Origin of the sequence: Salinivibrio sp. IB872 (assembly GCF_001995345.1) — a bacterium.
Taxonomy (GTDB): Bacteria; Pseudomonadota; Gammaproteobacteria; order Enterobacterales; family Vibrionaceae; genus Salinivibrio; species Salinivibrio proteolyticus.
This window is the reverse complement of sequence record NZ_MUFO01000002.1, coordinates 161,619-184,735: the sequence shown is the minus strand read 5'-3', so window position 1 is coordinate 184,735 and position 23,117 is coordinate 161,619. Positions and strand designations below refer to the sequence as shown.

General features: G+C 52.8%; 18 protein-coding genes. 7 read left to right on the top strand and 11 right to left on the bottom strand.

The features are described from left to right. Positions 1-61 precede the first annotated feature (61 nt). Positions 62-994, bottom strand: a complete 933-nt coding sequence (gene oxyR / locus BZJ18_RS01830; protein WP_069589866.1) for a DNA-binding transcriptional regulator OxyR — start codon at positions 992-994, stop codon at positions 62-64. Between the two features lie 149 nt (positions 995-1,143). Here oxyR and BZJ18_RS01825 point away from each other — a divergent pair, with 149 nt between their 5' ends. From BZJ18_RS01825 to BZJ18_RS01815, 3 genes are all read left to right on the top strand, one after another. Continuing rightward, the gene (locus BZJ18_RS01825) at positions 1,144-1,875 is read left to right on the top strand and encodes a glutathione peroxidase (protein ID WP_077455110.1); all 732 of its coding nucleotides are present in this window, start codon (positions 1,144-1,146) and stop codon (positions 1,873-1,875) included. 52 nt (positions 1,876-1,927) lie between these two features. Then, entirely contained in the window at positions 1,928-3,379 is a 1,452-nt protein-coding gene (locus BZJ18_RS01820) for a dihydrolipoyl dehydrogenase (RefSeq protein ID WP_077455109.1), read from the top strand. Positions 3,380-3,539: 160 nt separating this feature from the next. Next, complete coding sequence (locus BZJ18_RS01815) at positions 3,540-3,812, top strand: DUF3624 domain-containing protein (RefSeq protein ID WP_077455108.1); 273 nt, start codon at positions 3,540-3,542, stop codon at positions 3,810-3,812. On the opposite strand, the gene BZJ18_RS01810 is transcribed toward BZJ18_RS01815, so the two are convergent. From BZJ18_RS01810 to argC, 5 genes are all read right to left on the bottom strand, one after another. Next, positions 3,809-5,278 (bottom strand): alkaline phosphatase, encoded by a 1,470-nt coding sequence (locus BZJ18_RS01810; protein WP_077455107.1) that lies wholly within the window; start codon positions 5,276-5,278, stop codon positions 3,809-3,811. The two genes, BZJ18_RS01815 and BZJ18_RS01810, sit on opposite strands and share 4 nt — an antisense overlap. A 213-nt stretch (positions 5,279-5,491) precedes the next feature. Further along, entirely contained in the window at positions 5,492-7,372 is a 1,881-nt protein-coding gene (gene argH / locus BZJ18_RS01805; protein ID WP_077455106.1) for an argininosuccinate lyase, read from the bottom strand. A 35-nt stretch (positions 7,373-7,407) separates the two neighbouring features. Beyond that, positions 7,408-8,619, bottom strand: coding sequence for an argininosuccinate synthase (locus tag BZJ18_RS01800; RefSeq protein WP_069589858.1), 1,212 nt, complete (start codon positions 8,617-8,619; stop codon positions 7,408-7,410). Positions 8,620-8,681: 62 nt separating this feature from the next. Then, on the bottom strand, positions 8,682-9,461 hold the full coding sequence (gene argB / locus BZJ18_RS01795; RefSeq protein ID WP_077455105.1) for an acetylglutamate kinase: 780 nt from the start codon (positions 9,459-9,461) through the stop codon (positions 8,682-8,684). A 9-nt stretch (positions 9,462-9,470) separates the two neighbouring features. After that, positions 9,471-10,481: an N-acetyl-gamma-glutamyl-phosphate reductase gene (gene argC / locus BZJ18_RS01790; protein ID WP_077455104.1), complete on the bottom strand. Its 1,011-nt coding sequence runs from the start codon at positions 10,479-10,481 to the stop codon at positions 9,471-9,473. A 528-nt stretch (positions 10,482-11,009) separates the two neighbouring features. Between argC and ppc the strand changes: the two genes are divergently transcribed. The 3 genes from ppc to BZJ18_RS01775 all read left to right on the top strand — a co-directional run bounded on the left by ppc (position 11,010) and on the right by BZJ18_RS01775 (position 15,729). Then, positions 11,010-13,643, top strand: a complete 2,634-nt coding sequence (gene ppc, locus BZJ18_RS01785) for a phosphoenolpyruvate carboxylase (RefSeq protein ID WP_077455103.1) — start codon at positions 11,010-11,012, stop codon at positions 13,641-13,643. A gap of 183 nt (positions 13,644-13,826) precedes the next feature. Continuing rightward, positions 13,827-15,104, top strand: coding sequence for an O-acetylhomoserine aminocarboxypropyltransferase/cysteine synthase family protein (locus BZJ18_RS01780; protein ID WP_077455102.1), 1,278 nt, complete (start codon positions 13,827-13,829; stop codon positions 15,102-15,104). 64 nt (positions 15,105-15,168) lie between these two features. Next, complete coding sequence (locus tag BZJ18_RS01775; protein WP_077455101.1) at positions 15,169-15,729, top strand: PadR family transcriptional regulator; 561 nt, start codon at positions 15,169-15,171, stop codon at positions 15,727-15,729. 53 nt (positions 15,730-15,782) lie between these two features. On the opposite strand, the gene metF is transcribed toward BZJ18_RS01775, so the two are convergent. From metF to metB, 3 genes are all read right to left on the bottom strand, one after another. Next, positions 15,783-16,682 carry a methylenetetrahydrofolate reductase gene (metF, locus tag BZJ18_RS01770; protein ID WP_077455100.1) on the bottom strand — a complete coding sequence of 300 codons (900 nt, stop codon included), beginning with the start codon at positions 16,680-16,682 and terminating at the stop codon, positions 15,783-15,785. Positions 16,683-16,933: 251 nt separating this feature from the next. Continuing rightward, entirely contained in the window at positions 16,934-19,375 is a 2,442-nt protein-coding gene (locus tag BZJ18_RS01765; RefSeq protein ID WP_077455099.1) for a bifunctional aspartate kinase/homoserine dehydrogenase II, read from the bottom strand. Positions 19,376-19,444: 69 nt separating this feature from the next. Continuing rightward, the gene (metB, locus tag BZJ18_RS01760; protein ID WP_077455098.1) at positions 19,445-20,602 is read right to left on the bottom strand and encodes a cystathionine gamma-synthase; all 1,158 of its coding nucleotides are present in this window, start codon (positions 20,600-20,602) and stop codon (positions 19,445-19,447) included. Between the two features lie 172 nt (positions 20,603-20,774). Here metB and metJ point away from each other — a divergent pair, with 172 nt between their 5' ends. Then, positions 20,775-21,092 carry a met regulon transcriptional regulator MetJ gene (gene metJ / locus BZJ18_RS01755; protein ID WP_069589843.1) on the top strand — a complete coding sequence of 106 codons (318 nt, stop codon included), beginning with the start codon at positions 20,775-20,777 and terminating at the stop codon, positions 21,090-21,092. A gap of 114 nt (positions 21,093-21,206) precedes the next feature. On the opposite strand, the gene BZJ18_RS01750 is transcribed toward metJ, so the two are convergent. Together BZJ18_RS01750 and rpmE are read right to left on the bottom strand one after the other, a co-directional pair. Further along, complete coding sequence (locus BZJ18_RS01750; RefSeq protein ID WP_077455097.1) at positions 21,207-22,460, bottom strand: malic enzyme-like NAD(P)-binding protein; 1,254 nt, start codon at positions 22,458-22,460, stop codon at positions 21,207-21,209. A 252-nt stretch (positions 22,461-22,712) separates the two neighbouring features. After that, the gene (gene rpmE, locus BZJ18_RS01745; RefSeq protein WP_069590826.1) at positions 22,713-22,928 is read right to left on the bottom strand and encodes a 50S ribosomal protein L31; all 216 of its coding nucleotides are present in this window, start codon (positions 22,926-22,928) and stop codon (positions 22,713-22,715) included. Between the last annotated feature and the right edge of the window lie 189 nt (positions 22,929-23,117).

Below are 23,117 nucleotides of genomic sequence, written 5' to 3'. Positions count from 1 at the left end.
ATAGTATCCGTGACGATTGAACTGACCCCCAATGTTGGATATCCAGTATTGGGGGTTCTTTTTATCCTGCGTTTAATGCGGTAGGTTCAGCACTTAACGGCGTGTCCATGACCGCGACCATATGCTCACGGATCACTTCAGCCAATTGTTCATAGCGCCCTCGCAATGGTGAACCGGGGCGATAATCTAAGGTGATCTGCCGTGTCGGGGTTGGCGACGTGGTGGGAATATAGGCCACGCCATCACGTCGCTGTGCAGGGACGGATAAGCGAGGGAGTAAGGTGATACCACTGCCCGCCGCGACCATATTGCGGAGTGTTTCTAAACTGGTGGCACGAAAACGCTGATCCTCGCGCGCGCCCACTTTAAAACAAAATCCCATCGCTTGGTCACGTAAACAATGACCATCACCCAGCATTAACAAGGTCTCTCCTTGCAGGACATCTAACGCCACCTCAGCACATCCTGCAAGCTTATGCGCCTCACTGACCGCCAATAACATTGGCTCTTCATACAATGGCAGTTCTTTCAAATGCTGGGTTTCTTCCACAGAAGCCAAAATGATGCAATCGAGTTTGCCTTCTTCCAATTGCTGTACCAACTGCTGGGTCTGACCCTCGTGAATAAACAGCTCTAATTCTGGAAAACGGTCGCGCAACATGGGAATGATCTTCGGCAACAGATAAGGGCCGACGGTCGGGATCAGGCCAATATGTAGGGGGCCCGTCATACTTTCCCCTTGTTCACTGGCCAATTCGGTCAAAATTGTGACTTCTCGCAACACGTTACGTGCCTGCTGTACTAACCTCATACCCGCATCCGTGAACAACACACGACGACTGGTGCGTTCTAACAAACTCACGCCCAGCTCATCTTCCAGCTTACGAATCTGTCCGCTCAAGGTGGGTTGGCTAACAAAACACGCTTCGGCCGCTTTGCGAAAGTGGCGGTGTTCGGCCAGCGCCACCAAGTATTCCAAATCACGAATATTCATTGCTGTCTCTTCTATAGGAGAAAACTATCAAAACCATAGCATCAAGCGATTAGAGCTATCAATCTTCTTTCGCGATACTACATCCATCAAGACACGGCGAGTCAGACACATGCCGTTGACAGTTAACGACCAAATCAAAAGGGGAAACCATGTTTGCATCAAAAGAAGGCCAACCAGTACCACAAGTTACCTTCCGTACTCGCGAAGGCGACCAATGGAAAGACGTTACCACCGATGACATTTTTGCCAATAAAACCGTGATTGTATTCAGCCTGCCGGGTGCGTTTACACCGACCTGCTCATCCTCGCACCTGCCGCGCTATAACGAGCTATATCCGGTGTTCCAACAGTACGGCGTTGATGACATTGTCTGTGTGTCCGTCAACGACACCTTTGTGATGAACGCCTGGAAAGCCGACCAAGACGCTGACAACATTCATGTCCTGCCTGACGGCAACGGCGAGTTCACTGATGGTATGGGAATGCTGGTCGACAAAAACGATCTTGGCTTTGGCAAACGCTCATGGCGTTACAGCATGCTGGTGAAAAACGGCGTGGTCGAGAAAATGTTTATCGAACCCAACGAGCCGGGCGACCCGTTCAAAGTGTCTGATGCCGACACCATGCTGGGCTACATCGCTCCTGAGCACAAACTGCAAGATTCGATCACCGTGTTTAGCAAACCAGGCTGTCCATTCTGTGCCAAGGCCAAACAAGCCCTGATCGACGCAGGCCTTCAGTTTGAAGAAATTATTCTTGGCAAAGACGCCACCACGGTTTCTTTGCGTGCAGTGAGCGGTCGCGCCACCGTGCCACAAGTGTTTATCGGTGGCCGTCATATCGGTGGCAGTGAAGAGCTCGACACCTATCTAAATCAGTAATCCGCTGTTTGGGCGGCCTCCTTGCCGCCCGTTATTTTCCCAGGAGAAAGCAATGAAAACATTAACGGTTGATGTGGCTGTGATTGGTGGCGGAACCGCCGGGCTAGGTGCTTATCGCGCAGCCAAAGCGCATACGGATAACGTGGTGATGATTGAAGGCGGCCCCTATGGCACCACGTGCGCGCGGGTTGGCTGCATGCCTTCCAAACTGTTAATTGCGGCGGCTGAAGCAGCACATCATATCGACAAAGCGCCCGGCTTCGGTGTGTATCCCGGCGGCACCACGGAAATTAATGGCCGTGAGGTGATGGATCGGGTGAAACGCGAGCGTGACCGTTTTGTCGGCTTTGTACTGGAAAGTGTCGATGACATTCCCGCTCAAGACAAAATCGACGGCTATGCGCGCTTTGTGGATGATCACACCTTAATGGTTGATGATCACACCACCATCCATGCTGATCGCATCGTGATCGCCACAGGCTCGCGTCCAAGCTGGCCGTCCGCTTGGGATCACCTTGGCGATCGTTTAGTGGTCAATGATGATATTTTTGAGTGGGACGATCTACCTGACTCGGTTGCGGTATTTGGCCCGGGTGTAATTGGCCTAGAGCTAGGACAAGCGCTGCATCGCCTCGGGGTCGAGATGATTATGTTTGGCGTCGGCGGCCAAGTGGGCCCGCTCACCGATCCAGACATCATGGCGTATGCCAATCGCACCTTCAGTGAGGAGTTTTATCTCGACGCCGATGCCAAGGTGGAAGAGATGGTGCGTGAAGGCGATAAGGTGCAAATCCGTTACCACGACAAAAACGGCGAAAGCCAACTGCGCTGGGTCGACTATGTGGTTGCCGCTACCGGTCGTCGCCCCAATGTCGACAAGCTAAACCTTGACGCGACCAGCATCAAAGTGGATGCCCGCGGGGTGCCGGTTGCCGATAGTTACACCCTGCAAACCACGGCACCACACATTTTTATTGCCGGTGATGCCAGTAACCAAATTCCGTTGCTGCACGAATCGGCTGACCAAGCGCGCATTGCCGGTGACAACGCAGGCCGCGGTAAAGATATCCGTGCCGGATTGCGCCGCAGCAAACTCTCTGCGGTCTTCTCCGACCCGCAAATTGCGATGGTGGGCGAAAGCTACAAAGCAATTACCGACCGTCTCGGTCCCTGCGGCTGCTTTGAAACCGGCGTGGTGTCGTTTGAAAACCAAGGCCGCTCACGGGTGATGCTGCGTAACAAAGGCTTGTTACACGTTTATGCCGAGCAAGGCACTGGCCGCTTTCTTGGCGCTGAAATGATTGGTCCGAACGCTGAGCACTTGGCCCACTTGTTAGCATGGGCACATCAAAATCAAATGACCATTTCGCAAATGTTGGATATGCCCTTCTATCACCCAGTGATTGAAGAAGGGGTACGTACCGCGCTGCGGGATGTGAATGCCAAGCTCAAACTCGGCCCTGAAATGATCAAACACTGCATGGACTGTGGCCCAGGCTGCTAATCCACTGCCCTTTTCGCCGATTTTCGGCGCTTTACAGGCACTACCTGTTGCTTCCCCAAGCACTTGCTTACCTTTTTGCCCTCCTTCGCGGAGGGCTTTTTGTATCCGGCGGCCCACTGCGCCACAATAAGCTATCGCCATTACCGACCAAGAGAAACGCATGGCTTGCAAATACTGTCAGTCCGCGATTTGGCAACAAAAACTGGGACGCTGTACCCGTTGTATGAAACAACTGGCCGCCATGTGCGCGCTACTTTGGCCACTTTGGTGGTGGGGCTATGCCGACACGCCACGGCAAGTTGAATCGATCGCGTTACTGTTCGCCGCTGGCAGTGCCAGCGCGTTGCTCATGCTTCATTTATTGATTTATCCGTTTCGGCGCAATAAAAAACCCGCGCCAGAGCGCGGGTCGTCAGACATACCAGACGATTAATCGGCCAGATCCGTGGCTTCGTTAATCACATGGAAAATGTAGTTTTGCTCCACGGCACCTTGGAATAACCACGCCATCGGCCCACGAGCCATGATGGCCACATCTTCACCGGAGTGGGTTTCCGAACCGAGCTTAATCAAGGATTGCTGTTTGTAATCCAGCGCACGCACCTGCCCTTCTTGCAAGTTTTCACGCTCACCTTTGACCGCACCCGGGCCGTTGCCATAGGTGATGGTGGTATAGGTTTTACCAAAATCATCCTGATTCAAGCGCCCTTTTTGACGTGACAAACCGAGAATCGGATTGCCCCGCTCCGCATAGCCGTTCATCACCATAGTGTGGGCATGGTCGGCGGTGACAATGATCAGGGTATCTTCTGGGTTGGTTTTCGCTAGGGCCACTTTAATGGCATCGTCGTAAGCCAACGTATCTTCTAACGCTCGCGCGGCGTTGCCCGCATGGTGAGCATGGTCGATACGTCCGGCTTCCACCATCATCACATAGCCGTCTTTGTTGCGGCTGAGCATATCGATCGCCTTGCTGGTCATGTCCGCCAATGACGGCTCATCTTGGCTTTCACGGCGATCTGCTTCGTATTTCATGTGGCTGCTTTCAAACAAACCAAACACGCGTGAGGTGGTCGCCGGATCGATGGCATCAAACCCGGATTTATCGAAAATGTATTGACCATCAGGGTGACGGGTTTGCCATGCCTCAATCAGGTTGCGTCCATCTTTACGCTTGCCCTTTTTGCCCTCAGGATCGACGCTATCGGCAGGAATAAATTCGCGCCGTCCGCCACCGAAAGCCACCTGAAATCCCTCACCAGCATCAAAGTCGACAAACTGGCTGGCGATATCGGTACAGCCTTGGTTTTTGGCAATGTTGGGTAACTTGCTATCGTTTTCCCAATTGCGATCCGCACTGTGCGCGTAGGTGGTGGCCGGGGTGGCGTGGGTTAAACGAGCGGTTGAGATTAAACCCAGCGCTTTGCCCTTCTCGCCCGCCATTTCAAATAAAGTTTTCGCTTCGTTACCTTTGGCGGTACTGCAAAAACCACGCTGGACATTATCGTCAACACTAATAACCCCGGCTTTGGTTTTCACCCCAGTGACCATCGCCGTCGCGGTCCCAGCCGAGTCTGGCGTTTGCATGTCAGTGTTATAGGTTTTTGCTAGTGCAACATGCGGCAGGCTTTCCATGCCAAGGCGGTTTTCCTCACCGGTTTGTCCTTGCTTCTGGCCCTGATAAATCCGCGCCGCTGTGATTGTCCCCACACTCATGCCATCACCGACAAAGAGGATCACGTTTTTGGCTTTGCCCGTAATTGGTGGGTTCGCTTTAGCGGCCGCTAAGGCGGCTTGTGCGTCTTGGTACCATACATCGTTTTGTTGAGGCACTGCCGCCTGTGCAGTTGCCGCTAATAAGGCTGAGGCCACTGCGGCCGTCACGGTTGTTTTCACCACAAAATCTCCATCATTAACGAGAAAACGCGGGCATGATGGTCATTGCGCGTGACGCTTCTGTGACAAACCGTACAATGTAACAGTTTGTAAGCCACTCAATTTGATGAAGTTTTTATGACAAAGGCAGGTAAAAAGGCTGCGACTTAATCCACTCGCAGCCTTAGGGAGACGCAATAACGACACGGACGCCGTCACGCGATAGACAGTGTCACCCTACTCCAATGCAGAGAAGGTTGAGATTGTCGCCGGCCCAGCAATGTTATAGGTCAGAGCCACTTCGTCACAAGCGTGAAAGCGCGGACAGATTTCACAATCTTTCATCACTTTCTCAGGCAGTTGCGATTTCGACACAGGGGTAAAGCCTAATTGGGTGAAAAACTCGGGCACCCGGGTGAGGACAAAGACTTGTTCGATCGCCATTTGCTTGGCTTTTTTAATCAAGTGCATCATCAACGCGGTACCGTGACCTTGGCGCTGCCAGCCTGCTTCGACCCCTAAAGAGCGAATTTCTGCCAGCCCTGAGTCGTAAATATACAGCGAGCCGCAGCCGGTCAAATCCCCTTGATGCTCGGAGACCGCAAACAGGCCAATATTGCGCACCAATTCATGGCGGTCTCGGGGTAAGTTCTCCCCCAACTTCGCCCAATACACCACCATGCCTTCGATGGTATCGAGGTCGGTGAGCCTTGCCGAGCGCACCGTGACTTTAGGGGTAAAGCGCTTATCCAAACGCTTTTGTGCTTCTTGAATAGCAAAGCTAACCTGCTCGGGCGCGACCCCACCGAGTGCACGACGTTGAGCCAAGCAGGATTCAATCGTGAGCATGGCATACACATCGCCTTCAATGACCGGTGAGAATTGTTGCAAAGTGGCAAGCGGCAGTGCTTCCAATGCACAACCTTGCTCAATGGCAGACACCACCGCCACGCCCACAATATGGTGCGCTTCACGGAACGGGATCCCTTTGCTCACCAAGTAATCCGCGAGCTCGGTGGCATTGGCATGCCCTTGCTGCGCCGCCTGCAAGGTTTTGTCTTTGTGAATGGTGATACCTTCAAAACACAACGCGGCCATATCTAAGCAATCGTGCCACGTATCCATCGCATCGAAGAGCCCTTCCTTGTCTTCTTGCATATCCTTGTTATAAGCCAGTGGCAAGGCTTTGACCGTCATCATCATCGCCGACAAGGTGCCATACACGCGGCCGGTTTTGCCGCGGATAAGCTCTAGCGCATCGGGATTTTTCTTTTGTGGCATCAGCGATGAGCCTGATGTCACCGTATCGGCCAGCTCGATAAACCCAGACTCGCCCGAGTTATAGAAGATCATATCTTCTGCCATCCGTGATAAATGCAGCATCGAAATTGACGCCGCAGACAGCATTTCCATCACATGATCACGGTCCGAGACTGAGTCAAGGCTATTACGGGTGGCCCGCTCGAAGCCCAGTTGTTGTGCCAAGGCATCGCGGTCAATCGGGTACGCGGTACCCGCCAGCGCACCGGAGCCTAACGGGCAGGTATCCAGACGATTAAGCGCGTCTTGTAAGCGGGTGGTATCGCGCTCAAACATCTCCAGATAGGCCAAACACCAATGGGCAAAGGTCACTGGCTGCGCACGCTGCAAGTGGGTATAGCCGGGCAGCACGGTATCATGGTGTTGGCTGGCCACATCCACCAGCTGCTGCTGAAGCTTGTCGAGAGACAGCAAGATTTGCTGGCCTTGTTGGCGACACCAGAGCTTGAGATCCGTAGCGACCTGATCGTTACGCGAGCGTCCGGTGTGCAGCTTTTTGCCCAAATCCCCGACTTTGTCGATCAGTTGCTGCTCAACCCAGCTATGAATGTCTTCAGCCTCTGAGTTTAAGATCTGCTCAGGGTTTTCCATCACCGACAGTTTGAGCTCATTGAGCGCGAGCTCTAATTGCTGTTGCTCGTCATCACTCAGCACGCCCACTGAACGCAAGGCTTTGGACCAAGCAATGGAGCCCACAATGTCTTGCTCTGCTAGGCGATAGTCAAAGCGCAGTGAATCATTAAACGCTTGAAACCGTTTGTCTGCTGCTTGACTAAAGCGTCCGCCCCATAATGCCATGCTGTCTCTCCTTACTGCTCACGATGCTTTTTTAATTAGGATTGTTTTTGTTTGTTCAGTGTCCGAATCCGGCTCGACAGCGAATACAAACGGATAAAGCCTTCGGCATGGCTGTGATCGTAGACATCATCATCACCAAAGGTGGCAAAGTCTTCCGAGTACAAACTATTGGTTGAACGCTTTTGGACCACTGTCGCTTGGCCTTTATAGAGTTTGATCACCACCTCGCCCGTTACCGGCGCGGCAAGAGAATTGGCCGCGGCAAGAATAGACTGGCAAAGCGGGGTAAACCAACGCCCATCATAAATCAGGTGAGACGCTTTTAAACCGAGCTCCTCACGGAACTGATAACTCTCTTTATCGAGCACCAATTGCTCAACACCGCGCAGTGCTTCCATAATGATGGTGCCCCCCGGGGTTTCATAGCAGCCGCGGGACTTCATTCCCACCAAACGGTTCTCAACAATATCAATCCGTCCTACCCCGTGGGCTGCACCTTTGTCGTTCAGCAGCGTCAGCACGTCATAAGGCGACATGGACTCACCATCGACTGAGACCACTTCCCCGCTTTGCACCCCTAAGGTAACAAACTCGGGCGTATTGGGTGCCTCTTCCGGCGCCACTGTCCATACCCAGCAATCTTGGTTAGCCGCCGTCCAAGTGTCTTCCAGTACACCGCCTTCGGTTGAGACGTGCCAAGCATTGGCATCACGTGAATAAATTTTCTCAAGGCTCGCCGTGCAGGGAATATCACGGGCGGCCAAGTAATCGAGCAAGGCTTCACGACTGGTGAGATCCCACTCCCGCCACGGCGCAATCACTTTCAGTTGCGGCGCCAGCGCAGAGAAGGTGCTCTCAAAACGAACCTGATCGTTCCCCTTGCCGGTACAGCCGTGGCAAAGTGCATCCGCTCCAACCTCTAGGGCGCACTCGACCTGCGCTTTGGCAATGATCGGACGCGCCATCGAGGTACCTAGAAGGTATTTGCCCTCATACACCGCACCGGTTTTCAGGCTGGGGTAAATATACTCTGCCACCATTTCGTGTTTCAGATCGGCGATAAAACACTGTGATGCCCCGGAGGCGAGCGCTTTTTGCTCAATACCTTCGAGCTCTTGTTCGCCTTGACCGACGTCGGCAACAAAGGCCACCACCTCACAGTCATAATTTTCTTTTAGCCATGGAATGATGGCCGAGGTATCCAATCCACCCGAATAGGCCAGTACAACTTTATTTACCTTGCTCATCTTGCTCTCCTTAAATCCTGATGTGACGGGTCGACGGTTTCGTCGCGTCGTTATACGTCTTATTAACTGGCGCTAAACCGAGTGCCGATTTGCTGGCCATCGAATAATTGAGTGAGTTTTTCTGGGTAACGCCAGGTGGCAATCTCCACCGGTTTACCCAGTTCGCGGGCGGCGGCAAACGCCGCGTTGACCTTGACCACCATGCCATCGGTGATCACGCCTTTGTCCATTAAGTGCTGCGCATCTAACTCGGTGAGGCAAGGCAGCAAGTGCCCTTTGCCGTCTAACACGCCGCTGACATCCGACAGCAACACCAGCTCCGCCCCGAGAGTGGTTGCCACCGCTACCGCCGCTTGGTCGGCATTGACGTTCATCAGCTCACCTTGGTCACTGATGCCAATCGAGCTAATAATGGGGACACAATCCGCGGCCAATACCGCCTGCAACAGGCTAGGATCTCCGGCACTGGCTTCCCCCACTGCACCTAGCTCGGAGTCCAGTTGGCTGACCTGACACAAGCCGCCATCGGCCAAGCTCAAACCACAGCTTTTAATGTTCGCCTTACGCGCTTCGGCGAGTAGCAGCTTATTGGCCGTCCCGGCTAAGGCACCGGTGACATAATCAATCTGATCGACTGGCGTGACCCGTAAGCCTTGTTTTTTCACACTGGTGAGGGCGAGTTTTTTCAGCAGTTCATCAACCAAGTAGCCGCCACCGTGCACCAGCACTAGCGGACGCTCTGCCTCACTGCGATAGGTGTTCATCGCGCCGAAAACCTTGGCGAGGGTCTCGCTGCAGCTCAGTGCCGCGCCGCCTAACTTAATCACTAATGGCGTTTTCATCCGTTTCTCCTAGACAATCGCTGTGGTTTCGGCAAAGCCAAACTTAAGGTTTAAACACTGCACGGCTTGGCTGGCCGCGCCTTTGAGTAAGTTATCAATCGCACTGGTGAGGATCAGATGCCCATGCGCGGCCTGATAGCCTATGTCGCAAAAGCCGGTGTATTGCACCGCTTGTAGCTTGGCCACCTCGCCGGCTGGGAGCACCCGCACCAGCGGCGCCTCTTGGTAGGCGTGAGTGAGTGCCTGCCCCACCTCCGCCTCACTAACACCTGGTGCTAATTTGGCGGTAATAGTGGCAAGAATGCCGCGTTTGTAGCTGCCAAGGTGCGGGGTGAAAATCACCGGCGTATCAAGGTGTGCGGCAATCTCTGGCTGATGACGATGAGAAAACACTCCGTAGGCATGCAAGCTCACTTCGCAAAAACTGTTGGTCAGACTCGCTTTGCGCCCCGCGCCCGTCACGCCACTGGTGGCATTGATCACCGGCCACATTTGTTTATCCAACAAGCCTGCATCCAGCACGGGTTTGAGCGCTAACTGGCTGGCGGTGGGATAACATCCCGGCACGGCGACCAGCTGCGCTGCCGATAATGCTTCCTGTTGCCACTCCGCCAAGCCATACACGGCTTGCTCAAGCCATGTCGGTGACTGATGCGAAAAGCCGTAATTGGTAGGATAAAAATCAGCTTGATTGACCCGATACGCCCCCGACAAATCAAACACCACGCAACCTTGAGCCAGAAAAACCGGCGCCAATTCATGACTAACCGCATGCGCAGTGGCTAAAAACACCACATCGGCTTGCTTGGCCACATCCTGTGGCGAGGACAGCGGCATCAGTGGCATATCCACTACACCACGCAATTGGCCGTGCAACGCGCTCACGGGGCGGTTGGCGTCTTCACTGCCTGCCGAGACATATAAACCAGCCAAGTGCAATTGCGGATGGCGATGGACAAGGGCGACAAGCTCGGCTCCTGTGTAGCCACTGGCACCGACAATAATGGTGTTAAGTGTCATGGGTGTCTCTCTTTATAGGTGTTTAAGGCGTGCTGCGGGGCAGCAGAGTATCGAGGGCGTAGCCGATAGCCACGCAAAGCAGGCTAGCGTCGTCGAGCAGAAAGGGCGTTGTGTTTGTCTGCGAGTGGCATCATGGTCAACTCTCAAAAATATTTTTATTCATAAATAGTGAATGGTTATTTTTTATCGCATTCCCGTTTGGACGTCAAGCCCTAGAAGCGTAAAAAGTCACTTTTTATGTCTATTCATTCATAATATAGCAATAATTCTATCTAATCATGCAAATCACCCTGTCGCCATTCACGAGAAAGTCGCAATATAGCGGGCGCGGAGAAGCCCTCGGGAGGATGGCAAACCTGAAAGCTGAAACTTTTTTTCAGCTTTTGGGGTAGCTCTATGATAAGCATCAAATCCGGCGGCCAGTTTTCGCGCTAATTTGCGGTTAAGTTGACCCGATCGCGCAATATTCGCTAGATTGGTTCTTTACAGTCACAGTAGGATGTAACTTTGTTACAGAATGGATACGCTATGAACGAAAAGTACTCTGCCTTAAAAAGCAATGTCAGTATGCTTGGCCGTCTGCTGGGTAACACCATCCAAGATGCCCATGGTCCAGCACTCTTAGAAAAAGTTGAGGAAATTCGTCAGCTCTCAAAATCGGCTGCCGCTGGCAATCAGGATGATCATGCTAAGCTGAAAACCGTGCTGCAAAACTTGCCGGCTGACCAACTGCTTCCGGTCGCCCGCGCCTTTAGCCAATTTTTGAATCTGACTAATATCGCCGAGCAATATCACACCGTCTCGCGTCAATGCGACGCGCTGGAGTGCAGCCCGGATGCTATCGACGATTTACTCCGCCGTGTCAGCCAAGGTGAGATTAATGCCAATGACGCGCAACAAGCGATCGCCGATTTAAAAATTGAGTTAGTCCTGACCGCTCACCCAACCGAAATCGCACGCCGTACCACCATTCATAACTTGGTGCAGATTAATAAGTGCTTATCGAAGTTAGAGCTCAGTGAACATTTGGGGGCGGCAGAGCGTGCCAAAACGGAGAAACGTCTTGAGCAGTTGATTGCACAAGCATGGCACACCGACGTGATTCGCCAAGAGCGACCTACCCCACTTGATGAAGCCAAGTGGGGCTTTGCGGTAATTGAAAATTCACTGTGGCAAGCAGTGCCCGCGTTTTTACGCCAGTTTGATCAGCAGCTTGAAAGCCACCTCGACATTAACTTGCCCATTGATGCCAAACCGGTACAAATTTCCTCGTGGATGGGCGGCGACCGCGACGGTAATCCTTATGTTACCAGTGAGGTTACCCGTGAAGTGATGCTGTTATCACGCTGGAAAGCAGCGGATTTGTATTTGCGCGATGTGCAAGATTTGATCAGTGAACTGTCGATGACACAGTGTGATGACACCGTGCGTGAGATGGCCGGCGAGGCGCACGAACCGTATCGCGCCATCCTCAAAACCTTGCGCAGTCAGCTAACCCACACTTTGAGCTATTTGGACGCCAAACTGAAAGGCGAACGTGCCTCCTCACAAGGGATCCTGACCGACACCCAGCAATTGTGGCAACCATTATTGGCGTGTTACCAGTCGCTCCATCAATGTGGCATGGGCATTATTGCCGACGGCAAATTGCTTGACTTACTCCGCTGCGTGCAATGCTTTGGCGTGCACCTGATCAAACTCGATATTCGCCAAGAAAGTACCCGCCATGCCGATGTGCTCTCAGAAGTGACCCGTTATTTGGGGATGGGCGATTACGGCCAATGGAGCGAGCAAGACAAGCAAGCCTTCTTAACCCGCGAGCTGGCGTCTAAGCGTCCGTTGTTGCCACGTGATTGGTCACCGTCGCCTGACGTCCAAGAGGTGWTCGACACCTGTCGAGTGATTGCCGAGCAGCCGCGTGAAGCCTTGGGCGCCTATGTCATTTCGATGGCTCGCACCGCTTCCGACGTGCTGGCTGTCCACCTATTGCTGCAAGAGGCCGGTTGTCCATTCCGTATGGACGTGTGCCCGTTATTCGAAACCTTGGACGATCTGAACAATGCCGAGGCAGTGATTGGTGAGCTGCTGGCCATTGATTGGTACCGAGGCTTTACCCAGAACTTCCAAATGGTGATGATCGGTTACTCGGATTCCGCCAAAGACGCTGGAGTCATGGCCGCCGGTTGGGCGCAATATCGCGCCATGGAAGCGCTAGTCAATTTATGCGATGACCAAGGCGTCGACTTGGTACTGTTCCACGGTCGTGGTGGCACCGTAGGTCGCGGTGGTGCACCCGCGCATGCGGCATTGCTCTCACAACCTCCGCGCAGCTTAAAAGGCGGTTTGCGGGTGACCGAACAAGGCGAGATGATCCGCTTTAAGTTGGGGCTACCCGACGTTGCCGTCAACAGCTTAAACCTATACACCAGCGCGATTTTGGAAGCGAACTTGCTGCCACCGCCGGAGCCTAAGCAGGAATGGCGTCAGCTGATGGACACCTTAAGTGACATCTCATGCCAAGCCTACCGTGATGTGGTACGCGGCCATGAGCAATTTGTGCCTTACTTCCGCTCCACCACGCCTGAGCTTGAGTTAGGCAAACTGCCACTGGGATCGCGCCCTTCCAAACGTAACCCCAACGGTGGTGTGGAAAGCTTAAGGGCAATTCCTTGGATTTTCGCCTGGAGTCAAAACCGTTTATTGCTGCCGGCTTGGCTGGGGGCGGGACAGGCTATCGATCACGCTATTGCAAAAGGCCATAAAGCTCAACTGGAAGAAATGTGTCGCGAATGGCCGTTTTTCTCTACCCGTCTCGGCATGCTGGAAATGGTGTTTACCAAAACCAACCTAGACATTGCCAAGTACTATGATCAGCGCTTGGTCGATGAAAGCCTCTGGCCGCTAGGTGAATCCTTACGTGAGCAATTACGCCAAGATATTCAGGTTGTGCTGGCAGTAGAAAATAGCGATAACCTGATGGAGCAAAACCCGTGGGGCGCTGAAGCGATTCGCTTACGTAATATTTATGTCGAGCCGCTCAATATGCTGCAAGCCGAGCTTTTATACCGTACACGGCAATCGGAACAAGGCGATCAGTCACTCGACGATGCCTTGATGATTTCCATTGCGGGAATTGCCGCGGGGCTGCGCAATACCGGTTAATCCTTGATAGTAGAGCCGTACCCTAGGGTGCGGCTTTTTTGTTTTTGCACAAAGACGACGCAGAGGAAAGACTGACCATAGACTTTTTTATGCAAAGCCACAGCTAATGCTTGCTGTTGCATTGATAATATTATTACTATTGAAGGCCGCACTGACGCGACCCAACAACGCAAAGGAATTGCCATGAAAGACGAAACCCTCTCGATTCATCACGGCTACCAGACCGACCCCACCACCAAATCGGTGGCAACGCCCATTTATCAAACCGTCGCTTACGAGTTTGATAATGCCCAACATGGTGCTGACCTGTTCAATCTTGATGTACCGGGCAATATCTACTCACGGATAATGAACCCGACCAACGACGTGTTGGAACAACGCGTGGCGGCACTAGAAGGCGGTATTGCGGGGCTTTGCGTCAGTGCCGGCGCGGCGGCCATCACCTATGCGATTCAAACCCTCGCCAAGGCCGGTGATAACATCGTCGCCACACCACAGCTTTACGGTGGCACCTATACCTTGTTTGCCCACATGCTCCCTGAGCAAGGCATTGAGGTGCGTTTTGCCGCGAGTGACGACGCCAGTGCCATTGAGGCGCTGATTGATGACAACACCAAAGCGGTATATTGCGAGTCAATTGGTAACCCTGCCGGCAATATCGCGGATATCCCCGGTTTTGCCAAGGTCGCTCACGCGCATGGGGTCCCCTTGGTCGTCGATAATACCGTGGCCACGCCTGTTCTGTGCAAACCGATTGAGCATGGTGCCGATATCGTGGTGCACTCACTCACCAAGTACATTGGCGGTCATGGCACTACCCTTGGCGGTATGATTGTCGATGGCGGCACCTTTGACTGGGTGGCACATCAAGCCCGCTTCCCGCAATTCTCACAACCGGAGCCGGCCTATCACGGCGTGGTTTATAGTGAGACCTTTGGTCCAGCCGCGTTTATTGCCCGCGCACGTACAGTGCCGTTACGTAACAGTGGCGCGGCCCTCTCGCCGATGAACGCTTTTATGTTGATGCAAGGGTTAGAAACCTTGAGCCTGCGTATGGAGCGCCATTGCGAGAACGCCAAAGCCGTGGCCGATTACCTAGCCAATCACCCCGCCGTGGCGTGGGTGAACTATGCCGGCCTTGAAACGCATCCGCATTATTCGCGTGCCCAAACGCTGATCCGCGGTGGATTGCCCGCGTCACTGTTGTCGTTTGGATTGAAAGGTGGCTTTGATGAGGGTGTGCGCTTTTACGATGCACTGAATTTATTTAAACGTCTGGTGAACATTGGCGATGCCAAGTCGCTCGCGTGTCATCCTGCTTCGACCACTCATCGTCAGTTAAACGAGCAGGAGCAGGCCGCGGCCGGCGTCACACCAGAAATGATCCGTCTTTGTGTCGGCATTGAGCATATTGATGACATCATTGCCGACCTTGAGCAGGCCTTGAGTTTGGCGAAATAACCCAAAGAAGGTTATCGCATTCCGGGCCGACCTATTGTTGTACGACTAATTGTGGATAGAAGAGATGTCACTACCCCATGTAATACTGACGGTGCTAAGCAACTGCGAGGCCACGGGTTACGATATTACCAAGGCGTTTTCCACTAGCATTAGCTATGTATGGAAAGCCAGCCATCAGCAAGTGTATCGCGAGCTTACCAAGCTCGCAGAAAAAGGGGCGGTGAGCTGCCGCTTGGAGCCACAGATGGGTAAGCCCGATCGCAAGGTGTATGCCATTACGCCGATCGGCACTGACATGTTGCAATCTTGGCTACTCAGTGAGCCAAGACTTGCCCCCGAGCGGGATGAGTATGTCGCACGCCTGTTAAGCTGCGAGGTGCTCGACCCGTCCCCTATGCTAGGTCATGTTAATCAGTTAATTGCCGAATCGCAGCAACTCCTCAACCATTACGCCATGATTGAGCAACGCGAATTTGGTCAAGCCAACCCGCTCACCAATCAGCAGCGCCTGCTGCGTTTAGCCTTGCGTCGTACCATTCATCAACGCCGCGCTTGGCTGGCTTGGGCACAAGAGGTACGCGACGAATTGGCTATGCTAGCCCCTCGCGAACCTTGCTCGGCATAAATTGCAAACCACACAACACGCAACCTCAAAACGCCCCATTGTGGGCGTTTTTTTTATGAGACCGCCGCAAGTGGACGTACGCCCAAGGTATGGCACAAGGCATAAGTAAGCTCGGCACGATTCAAGGTGTAGAAATGGAAATCTTTCACCCCTTCCCGACTCAGGACACGCACCATATCGATAGCAATCGAGGCCCCAACCATCTGACGCGTAACAGGATCATCCTCTAGACCTTGGTATTGTTTGTGCATCCATTGCGGCACGCGCACATTAGTCATCTTGGCAAAGCGCGACGCCTGCTTAAAGTTGGAGACCGGCAAAATCCCCGGCACAATTTCGACATCAATGCCCGTCGCCACACAACGGTCACGAAAGCGCAGGTAGCTTTCGACATCGAAGAAAAACTGTGTAATCGCCCGGCTGGCCCCCGCATCCACTTTGCGCTTGAGGTTAATTAAATCCGCCTGCGCGCTTTTCGCTTCTGGGTGCACTTCGGGATAAGCGGCGACCGAAATATCAAAATCATGCTCTTCTTTGAGCAAGCGCACCAAATCAACCGCATACATATCGGGCTTTTTCTCTGGCGAGGGCAAGTCACCACGCAACGCCACAATGTCACGTATGCCGTTTTGCCAATAGTCGCGGGCAATATGACGCAGCTCGTTTTCACTGGCGTCAATGCAGGTCAAATGTGGCGCCGCGGCGATACCCGTTTGTTCATGAATGCTTTTCACAATGTCGTGGGTACGATCGCGCTCGCCTGAATTGGCGCCGTAGGTCACTGACATAAATTTAGGTTTGAGCGCTTTTAAGCGATGCACGGAGTTCCAAAGTGTCTCCTCCATGGTTGGGGTACTCGGCGGAAAAAACTCAAATGAGACGTTAATGTCGCCATTTAGGTCAGCAATGTTCTGATTCAGTGCATCAATGTGGCCCGCGTGCGTGTAGCTCATACCCTCTCCCTGCAACCAATATAGTGTGTGCGATGATGTGTGTTTTTGTTTATACGTTTAGACGTCCATATGTCTAAAGATTGGCGTTATCCGGCGAGAATGTCAACGATACATTAATGAAAAAAACTCATAACGTTATGAATCAGGCCGTCGAGATCAGTATGGTGGAAAAGCCGTTGATGCGTGGCAGAAAAAAGGCTGCTCAACGCATCATTGAGCAGCCTAGTAAACGTGGGATACAAATGCGCCAGCTAGTGGAGACGTCCAATCAAACGGTTAAGATCGGATTGAATCGCGCCTGCAGTGACATCACGCCCCGCGCCAGGGCCACGAATGACTAATGGGTTTTCGCGATACCATTGGCTTTCAATCGCAAATACATTGTCACACGGCAGCAGATGCGCCAGCGGGTGTTCAACCGGCAGGGTTTCTAAACTGACTTGCGCTTTACCTTGGCCGTCTAAACGCGCCACATAACGTAGCACCGAGCGGTCTCGTTGTGCTTTCATTAAACGTTCATGCAGCACCTCATCCATTTGGCTGGCGTTATCTAAAAAACCGTCCAAAGAAAGTGCTTGCAGCGTCTCAGGCACTAACGACTCCACTTTCACTTGCTCCGGCTCTAACGCCATACCGGCCTCACGCGCTAATATCACCAGCTTGCGCACCACATCCGCGCCGGAGAGATCTTCACGCGGATCAGGCTCGGTTAATCCTTGCTGCCAAGCCTGCTCAAGCAACACGCTAAACGGAATCTCGCCGCTAAATTGTAAAAATAGCCACGAGAGTGTGCCAGAGAAAATGCCGGATAAGGCTAGGATCTGATCGCCACTTTCCTGTAAATCTTGCACCGCGTAGTTAATCGGCAACCCTGCCCCGACGGTCGCGTTGTAAAGCCAATGCCGTCCGGTTTTGGCAAAGGCCTGCTGAATAGCATGATATTGCTCTGCCGGTGCCGCTCCCGCTTCTTTATTCGCCGAGATCAAATGAAAGCCATGTTCGGCAAGACGTGGATACAAATACGCGAGTGATGCACTGGCAGTGACGTCCAGCACAATCACATCGTCATAGGGATGATTGAGCAGGCGGGTAAGCCACTCGTCATCAAAATAGGGCTCGCTTTTTTCATCGAATCCGTCTAACACACGGCTAGGATCGATACTGGCAAAATCCAGCCATTGGTTGCGACTATCCACCACAGAGATCAATGAGACCCCTTTACCATGGCGCTTCTCCAACGCTGTTTTTTGCTCGGCAAAGAGGCTGAGCCAGCGGGTACCAATGTTGCCTTTTCCCACTAACACCAAACCGATGCGCCGCTGAGCCTGAAACAGGGCATCGTGCATCCCCGCCACCAAGGCTTGGGTCTGCATTTGACGCAAAATCGCAACCAAGCTAAGCCCAGACGCCGACTCACTCATAAACTCGACAGGGTGTGCTTTCAGCTGTTGGTAAAAGCCGTGGCAATGGACGGGGTTATTGACCACACCGGCCCCCACCGCCGCCACCATGCTAAAGCCCTCACGCAAACGCAATTCCGCAGACAAGCCCGCGTCCTGAATCTGTGCCATCACGGTATCGATCACTTCTGCACTGAATGCCAATTGAATGCGATGCTGGTCATCACGGTAATCGACAGCCAGAGGTTGCAGCTTGAGCTGAGTCAGGGTGCGGCTTAGCTCCTGCTTAAACGCCTGAAAGTCGAGGCCGCGTGCGACATCAAACTGCAACAGGCAGACATCATCTAGCGCCGTAATGATCTTTGCGCCACGCCCAGTGGCGAGCACACGTTCGATACGGGTTGAGCCACTGTCAGGTGCATGGGTACAACGTAAGGTAAGATCGGTGGCACTTTGCGCCACCGGCTGTAAGGTGCGGCTATGGAGCACAGGGGCAGCAAGACGTGCCAGCTCAGCCGCCTCATCCAATCGAATCAAAGGTAATAAACAGGCATTATCGACATGACGCGGGTCGGCACTGTACACCCCAGCCACGTCACTCCAAATCGTCACCCGACTCACCCCGGCCAAGGCGCCCAAAATGGTTGCCGAGTAGTCGGAGCCATTGCGGCCAAGCAGCACGGTTTCTCCCGCTTGGTTTTGTGCCATAAAGCCCGTGATCACCACTTGGGTGTGGGCATATTGGGATAACTGGTTGTTCAGCAATGGCCATGACGCTCCCCGATCAACTTCTGGCTGCGCTGCTCGCTCTGCACGTAGACACAGACGTGAGTCCAACATCACAGCGGGTTGCTGGTGCTGGCTGAGCAAGCTCGCCAGTAAGCGGGCCGACCATACCTCGCCAAACCCTTGAATACGCGCCTTATCTGCGTCAGTCAGCGCGCCCTCACCCAAGGTCGCAATCGTGGCGATGTCAGCATACAAGGCATCGACAAGGCGCTGCTTGTCTTCACCATCAATAAGATTTTCAATTAAATCTTGCTGAAAGCCGCGCAAGGTCTGTAGCGTTTCATGGGCGAGGCGACCGTCTTTGTTGAGCTGAGCCAGATAAGCAATTAATTGGTTGGTGGTTTTGCCTGCCGCGGAGACCACAATCAAATCTTGGCGGCCCGCGTGGGCGGTCAATACATCGACAACCCGACGATAGCAGGCGGGCGACGCTAAGCTGCTGCCGCCAAATTTATGAAGTTGTCGTTGTGCTTCAGGGGACGTCTCCGTCAATTGCGCATGCATGACAAGGTCTCTCTTTGTCTAACCAAATATCAGGGTAAAGCAAGGAACAGCGCCGTAACGTTGTTCAGGTTACGCGGCCAATGCCGCAAAAGCGTGGGCCAAATCAGCGATGAGATCATCCGCATCTTCCAATCCGATTGAAAAGCGCAGCAAGGTCGGTGCGATACCCGCTTCCGCTTGCGCCGCATCACTCATCGCCCGATGTGTCATGGAGCCTGGGTGTGTGACCAAGCTTTCTACACCGCCTAACGACTCTGCTAAAGCAAATAGCGAAAGGCCTGCGATAAAGCGCGCCACCCCGTCACTGTCGGTATCCAATTCCAAGCTCAGCATACTACCAAAGCCTGATTGCTGACGGGCAGCAATTTCGTGACCCGGATGGGTCGTGAGTCCCGGATAATAGAGTTGGCGCACAGCAGGAACCGTTTGCAAATAGGCGAGTACCGCTTGCGTGTTTTGCTGGTGTTGTTTAACCCGTGCGCCTAAGGTACGCAACCCTCGCAATGTCATATAACTGTCAAACGCGTTGCCCGTGGCTCCTATACAGTTGCCCCACCACGCTAAGGTTTCGGCAAGTTCACTGGTTGCTGCAATAACCGCGCCACCGACAATATCAGAATGCCCATTAATAAATTTGGTGGTCGAATGCACCACCATGTCGGCCCCTAGCGCAAGTGGTTGCTGTAAGGCGGGAGATAAAAAAGTGTTGTCGACCACCACCCAAGCACCGACTTGATGCGCTTGTTGGCAAATATCGGCAATATCGACCACGCGCAGCAGGGGGTTAGATGGGGTTTCCACCAGCACCAACGTCGGTGATTCTGCCAAGGCGCTCGCCAAGGCGTCTGGATCGGATTGGTCGACAAATTTAACCTGCCAAATTCCCTGCTTGGCTCGGGACTCAAGCAAGCGATACGTGCCACCATAACAGTCATGCGGGGCCACAATTTTGTCACCCGCATTCAATAGCGATAACACCAAATTAATCGCGGCCATCCCGCAGTTGGTTACCACGGCTCCCGCGCCGCCTTCTAAGTCAGTCAATGCTTGCTCTAGCTGGGCGCGGGTCGGATTCCCTCCGCGTGCATAGTCATAGGTGGGCACATCCCCCAACGCGGGAAAGCGATAATTGGTCGAGAGATATAAAGGGGGAACCACCGCATGATGTTGCATGTCGGTGCCAATGCCAGTTCTTACAGCGATGGTGTCAGTTTTTTTTCGGGTCATGGTTCATCCTTGCGATGTGGTGCGCGAGCCAGCGTTGTTATCCTCACCTTACCCTGCACTTTTTGAGACGTCAACACTTCTAGACGTCTATACAGCTTTGCATGTGGCGGTTAATATAGCTAGAATCTCCGCAGCATCATTCTGGGTATTCAATAATCAAGATAGGTGAGACATGGCGCAGTGGAACGGCGATTACATTAATCCGTATGCCGAGCATGGTAAGAAAAAGGAGCAGGTGAAAAAAATCACCGTTTCTATCCCACTTAAAGTTTTAAAAATTCTCACTGACGAGCGGACACGCCGTCAGGTTAATAACCTGCGTCACGCGACCAACAGTGAGCTGCTGTGTGAAGCATTTTTGCATGCTTATACCGGCCAGCCATTGCCAACCGATGACGATATTCGCAAAGACAAGCCTGACAGCATTCCCGCTGAAGCGCGTCAGATCATGAAAGAACTAGGTATCGAGTTCGACGATAGCGAATACTAAAAAAACCCGCCGATTGGCGGGTTTTTTGTCATCATCGGTGCTCGGCACAACCTTTTCAGGTTTTATGAGAGCACGTTTTTCCTAACGCTCACGCATTATGCCTTGTCGAGCATGTTACGCCTTGTCGAGCATATAGTTGTCTGGCATCTCGATACGGGCGACGCCAGTTTCAACCGCTGCAAGTGCCACCGCGCGAGCCACGCGTGGCAATAAGCGTGCATCCATTGGCTTAGGAATAATGTAGCCTGGGCCAAAATGCAGCGCATCAACACCTGCCGCGTCCAATACCGATTGTGGGACAGGCTCTTTCGCCAAACCACGGATCGCCTCAACGGCCGCCAGTTTCATTGCATCATTAATTTCACTGGCACGCACATCCAACGCTCCACGGAAAATAAACGGGAAGCAGAGTACGTTGTTGACTTGGTTTGGATAATCCGAGCGCCCTGTTCCCATGATCAAATCATCACGGACTTGATGCGCGACCTCTGGATTAATTTCAGGGTCTGGGTTCGAGCAGGCAAAAACAACCGGCTTATCGGCCATCAGTTTTAGTGCCTCTGGCGAGAGCAAGTCTGGCCCTGACACACCCACAAACAAATCAGCACCCTCAATCACATCTTCGAGGGTACGTTTGTCGGTATTGTTGGCAAACAATTGCTTGTACTTATTGATGTCGTCACGACGGGTGTGGATCACGCCTTTGCGATCCAGCATGTAGATTTTTTCGCGTTGCGCGCCACATTTGATCAATAGCTCCATGCAGGCAACAGCCGCTGCACCAGCACCAAGGCACACAATGGTGGCTTCACGAATATCTTTGCCTTGCAGCTCAAGAGCATTCAGCATACCCGCCGCGGTAACAATCGCGGTACCGTGCTGATCATCGTGAAAAACAGGCACTTCACAACGTTCAATCAGCTGTTTTTCAATTTCAAAGCAATCCGGCGCTTTGATGTCTTCAAGGTTAATGCCCCCAAAGGTATCCGCGATGTTCGCAACGGTATCCACGAATTCATCGATAGTACGGTGTTTGACTTCAATGTCGATCGAGTCCAAGCCAGCAAAACGCTTGAACAATAAAGCTTTACCTTCCATGACGGGCTTTGAGGCCATTGGCCCTAAGTTACCCAATCCCAAAATGGCGGTACCGTTTGAGATCACCGCAACCATGTTGCCCTTTGCGGTGTATTGATACACAGCGTCTGGGTTTTGAGCGATTTCACGGACCGGCTCTGCAACGCCTGGGCTGTATGCCAACGCCAGATCCGCCGCCGAGTCAGCAGGCTTGCTCAATTCAACAGAGATTTTTCCGGGAGTAGGGTATGCATGATAATCCAGCGCTTGCTGGCGTTTATCGTCCGACATGTAGTGTTCCTAGTTATTATCGTGAAGGGATGCACCAATATCAGCTGGGAAGGCTACTGATATCAGCAACGCTATACTCAAACCACAGGGTAGATTCGAGCAAGATAAACGATGTTAACGCAGTGGCTAAAGGTCCACCAGTCTAAAACGGCCCCGAACGTTAACCTCCGACCTCTAGACGTGAAAAAGGTGACGACGGGATCAAAAAAGGGGCGCTTTCGCACCCCTTTTTCGCATTCGGCTATTAGCGGCTTATTTTTTGCTGCTAAGGGCACCGAAACGCTTCTTAAAGCGGTCAACACGGCCACCGGTGTCAACGATACGTTGCTTACCAGTGTAGAATGGGTGACATTTGTCACACACGTCTAGGTTGATGTCTTTACCAAGAGTGGTGTTGAACGCGAATTCGTTACCGCAAGAACACTTAGCAGTGACAGCTTTGTACTCTGGATGGATACCAGCTTTCATAGGGATAACCTCATAGTGAAGGCCGTGTCGCTCTCCCGATCCTAAGCCGGGCACCACACGTCGTTAACAAACATTTTCTAAGGCGCGCAATTCTAATCAAGCGACCTCGATTTCGCAACTTTTTTGTGCAGTCGCCCATCACCTCGTATCCAACAACAAGGCTTTGCCTACCTGGGTCAAGCCGTTACA

Excerpts from the sequence above, each read along its gene's own strand:
- metF (WP_077455100.1), bottom strand. The coding sequence starts at position 16,682 with ATGAGCTACACGCACGCGGGCCACATTGATGCACTGAATCAGAACATT.
- metB (WP_077455098.1), bottom strand. The coding sequence starts at position 20,602 with ATGACCCGAAAAAAAACTGACACCATCGCTGTAAGAACTGGCATTGGC.
- rpmE (WP_069590826.1), bottom strand. The coding sequence starts at position 22,928 with ATGAAAGCTGGTATCCATCCAGAGTACAAAGCTGTCACTGCTAAGTGT.
- oxyR (WP_069589866.1), bottom strand. The coding sequence starts at position 994 with ATGAATATTCGTGATTTGGAATACTTGGTGGCGCTGGCCGAACACCGC.
- argH (WP_077455106.1), bottom strand. The coding sequence starts at position 7,372 with ATGGCATTATGGGGCGGACGCTTTAGTCAAGCAGCAGACAAACGGTTT.
- BZJ18_RS01750 (WP_077455097.1), bottom strand. The coding sequence starts at position 22,460 with ATGTCGGACGATAAACGCCAGCAAGCGCTGGATTATCATGCATACCCT.
- BZJ18_RS01825 (WP_077455110.1), top strand. The coding sequence starts at position 1,144 with ATGTTTGCATCAAAAGAAGGCCAACCAGTACCACAAGTTACCTTCCGT.
- argB (WP_077455105.1), bottom strand. The coding sequence starts at position 9,461 with ATGAAAACGCCATTAGTGATTAAGTTAGGCGGCGCGGCACTGAGCTGC.
- BZJ18_RS01815 (WP_077455108.1), top strand. The coding sequence starts at position 3,540 with ATGGCTTGCAAATACTGTCAGTCCGCGATTTGGCAACAAAAACTGGGA.
- BZJ18_RS01780 (WP_077455102.1), top strand. The coding sequence starts at position 13,827 with ATGAAAGACGAAACCCTCTCGATTCATCACGGCTACCAGACCGACCCC.
- BZJ18_RS01775 (WP_077455101.1), top strand. The coding sequence starts at position 15,169 with ATGTCACTACCCCATGTAATACTGACGGTGCTAAGCAACTGCGAGGCC.
- metJ (WP_069589843.1), top strand. The coding sequence starts at position 20,775 with ATGGCGCAGTGGAACGGCGATTACATTAATCCGTATGCCGAGCATGGT.
- argC (WP_077455104.1), bottom strand. The coding sequence starts at position 10,481 with ATGACACTTAACACCATTATTGTCGGTGCCAGTGGCTACACAGGAGCC.
- BZJ18_RS01820 (WP_077455109.1), top strand. The coding sequence starts at position 1,928 with ATGAAAACATTAACGGTTGATGTGGCTGTGATTGGTGGCGGAACCGCC.
- BZJ18_RS01765 (WP_077455099.1), bottom strand. The coding sequence starts at position 19,375 with ATGCATGCGCAATTGACGGAGACGTCCCCTGAAGCACAACGACAACTT.
- BZJ18_RS01800 (WP_069589858.1), bottom strand. The coding sequence starts at position 8,619 with ATGAGCAAGGTAAATAAAGTTGTACTGGCCTATTCGGGTGGATTGGAT.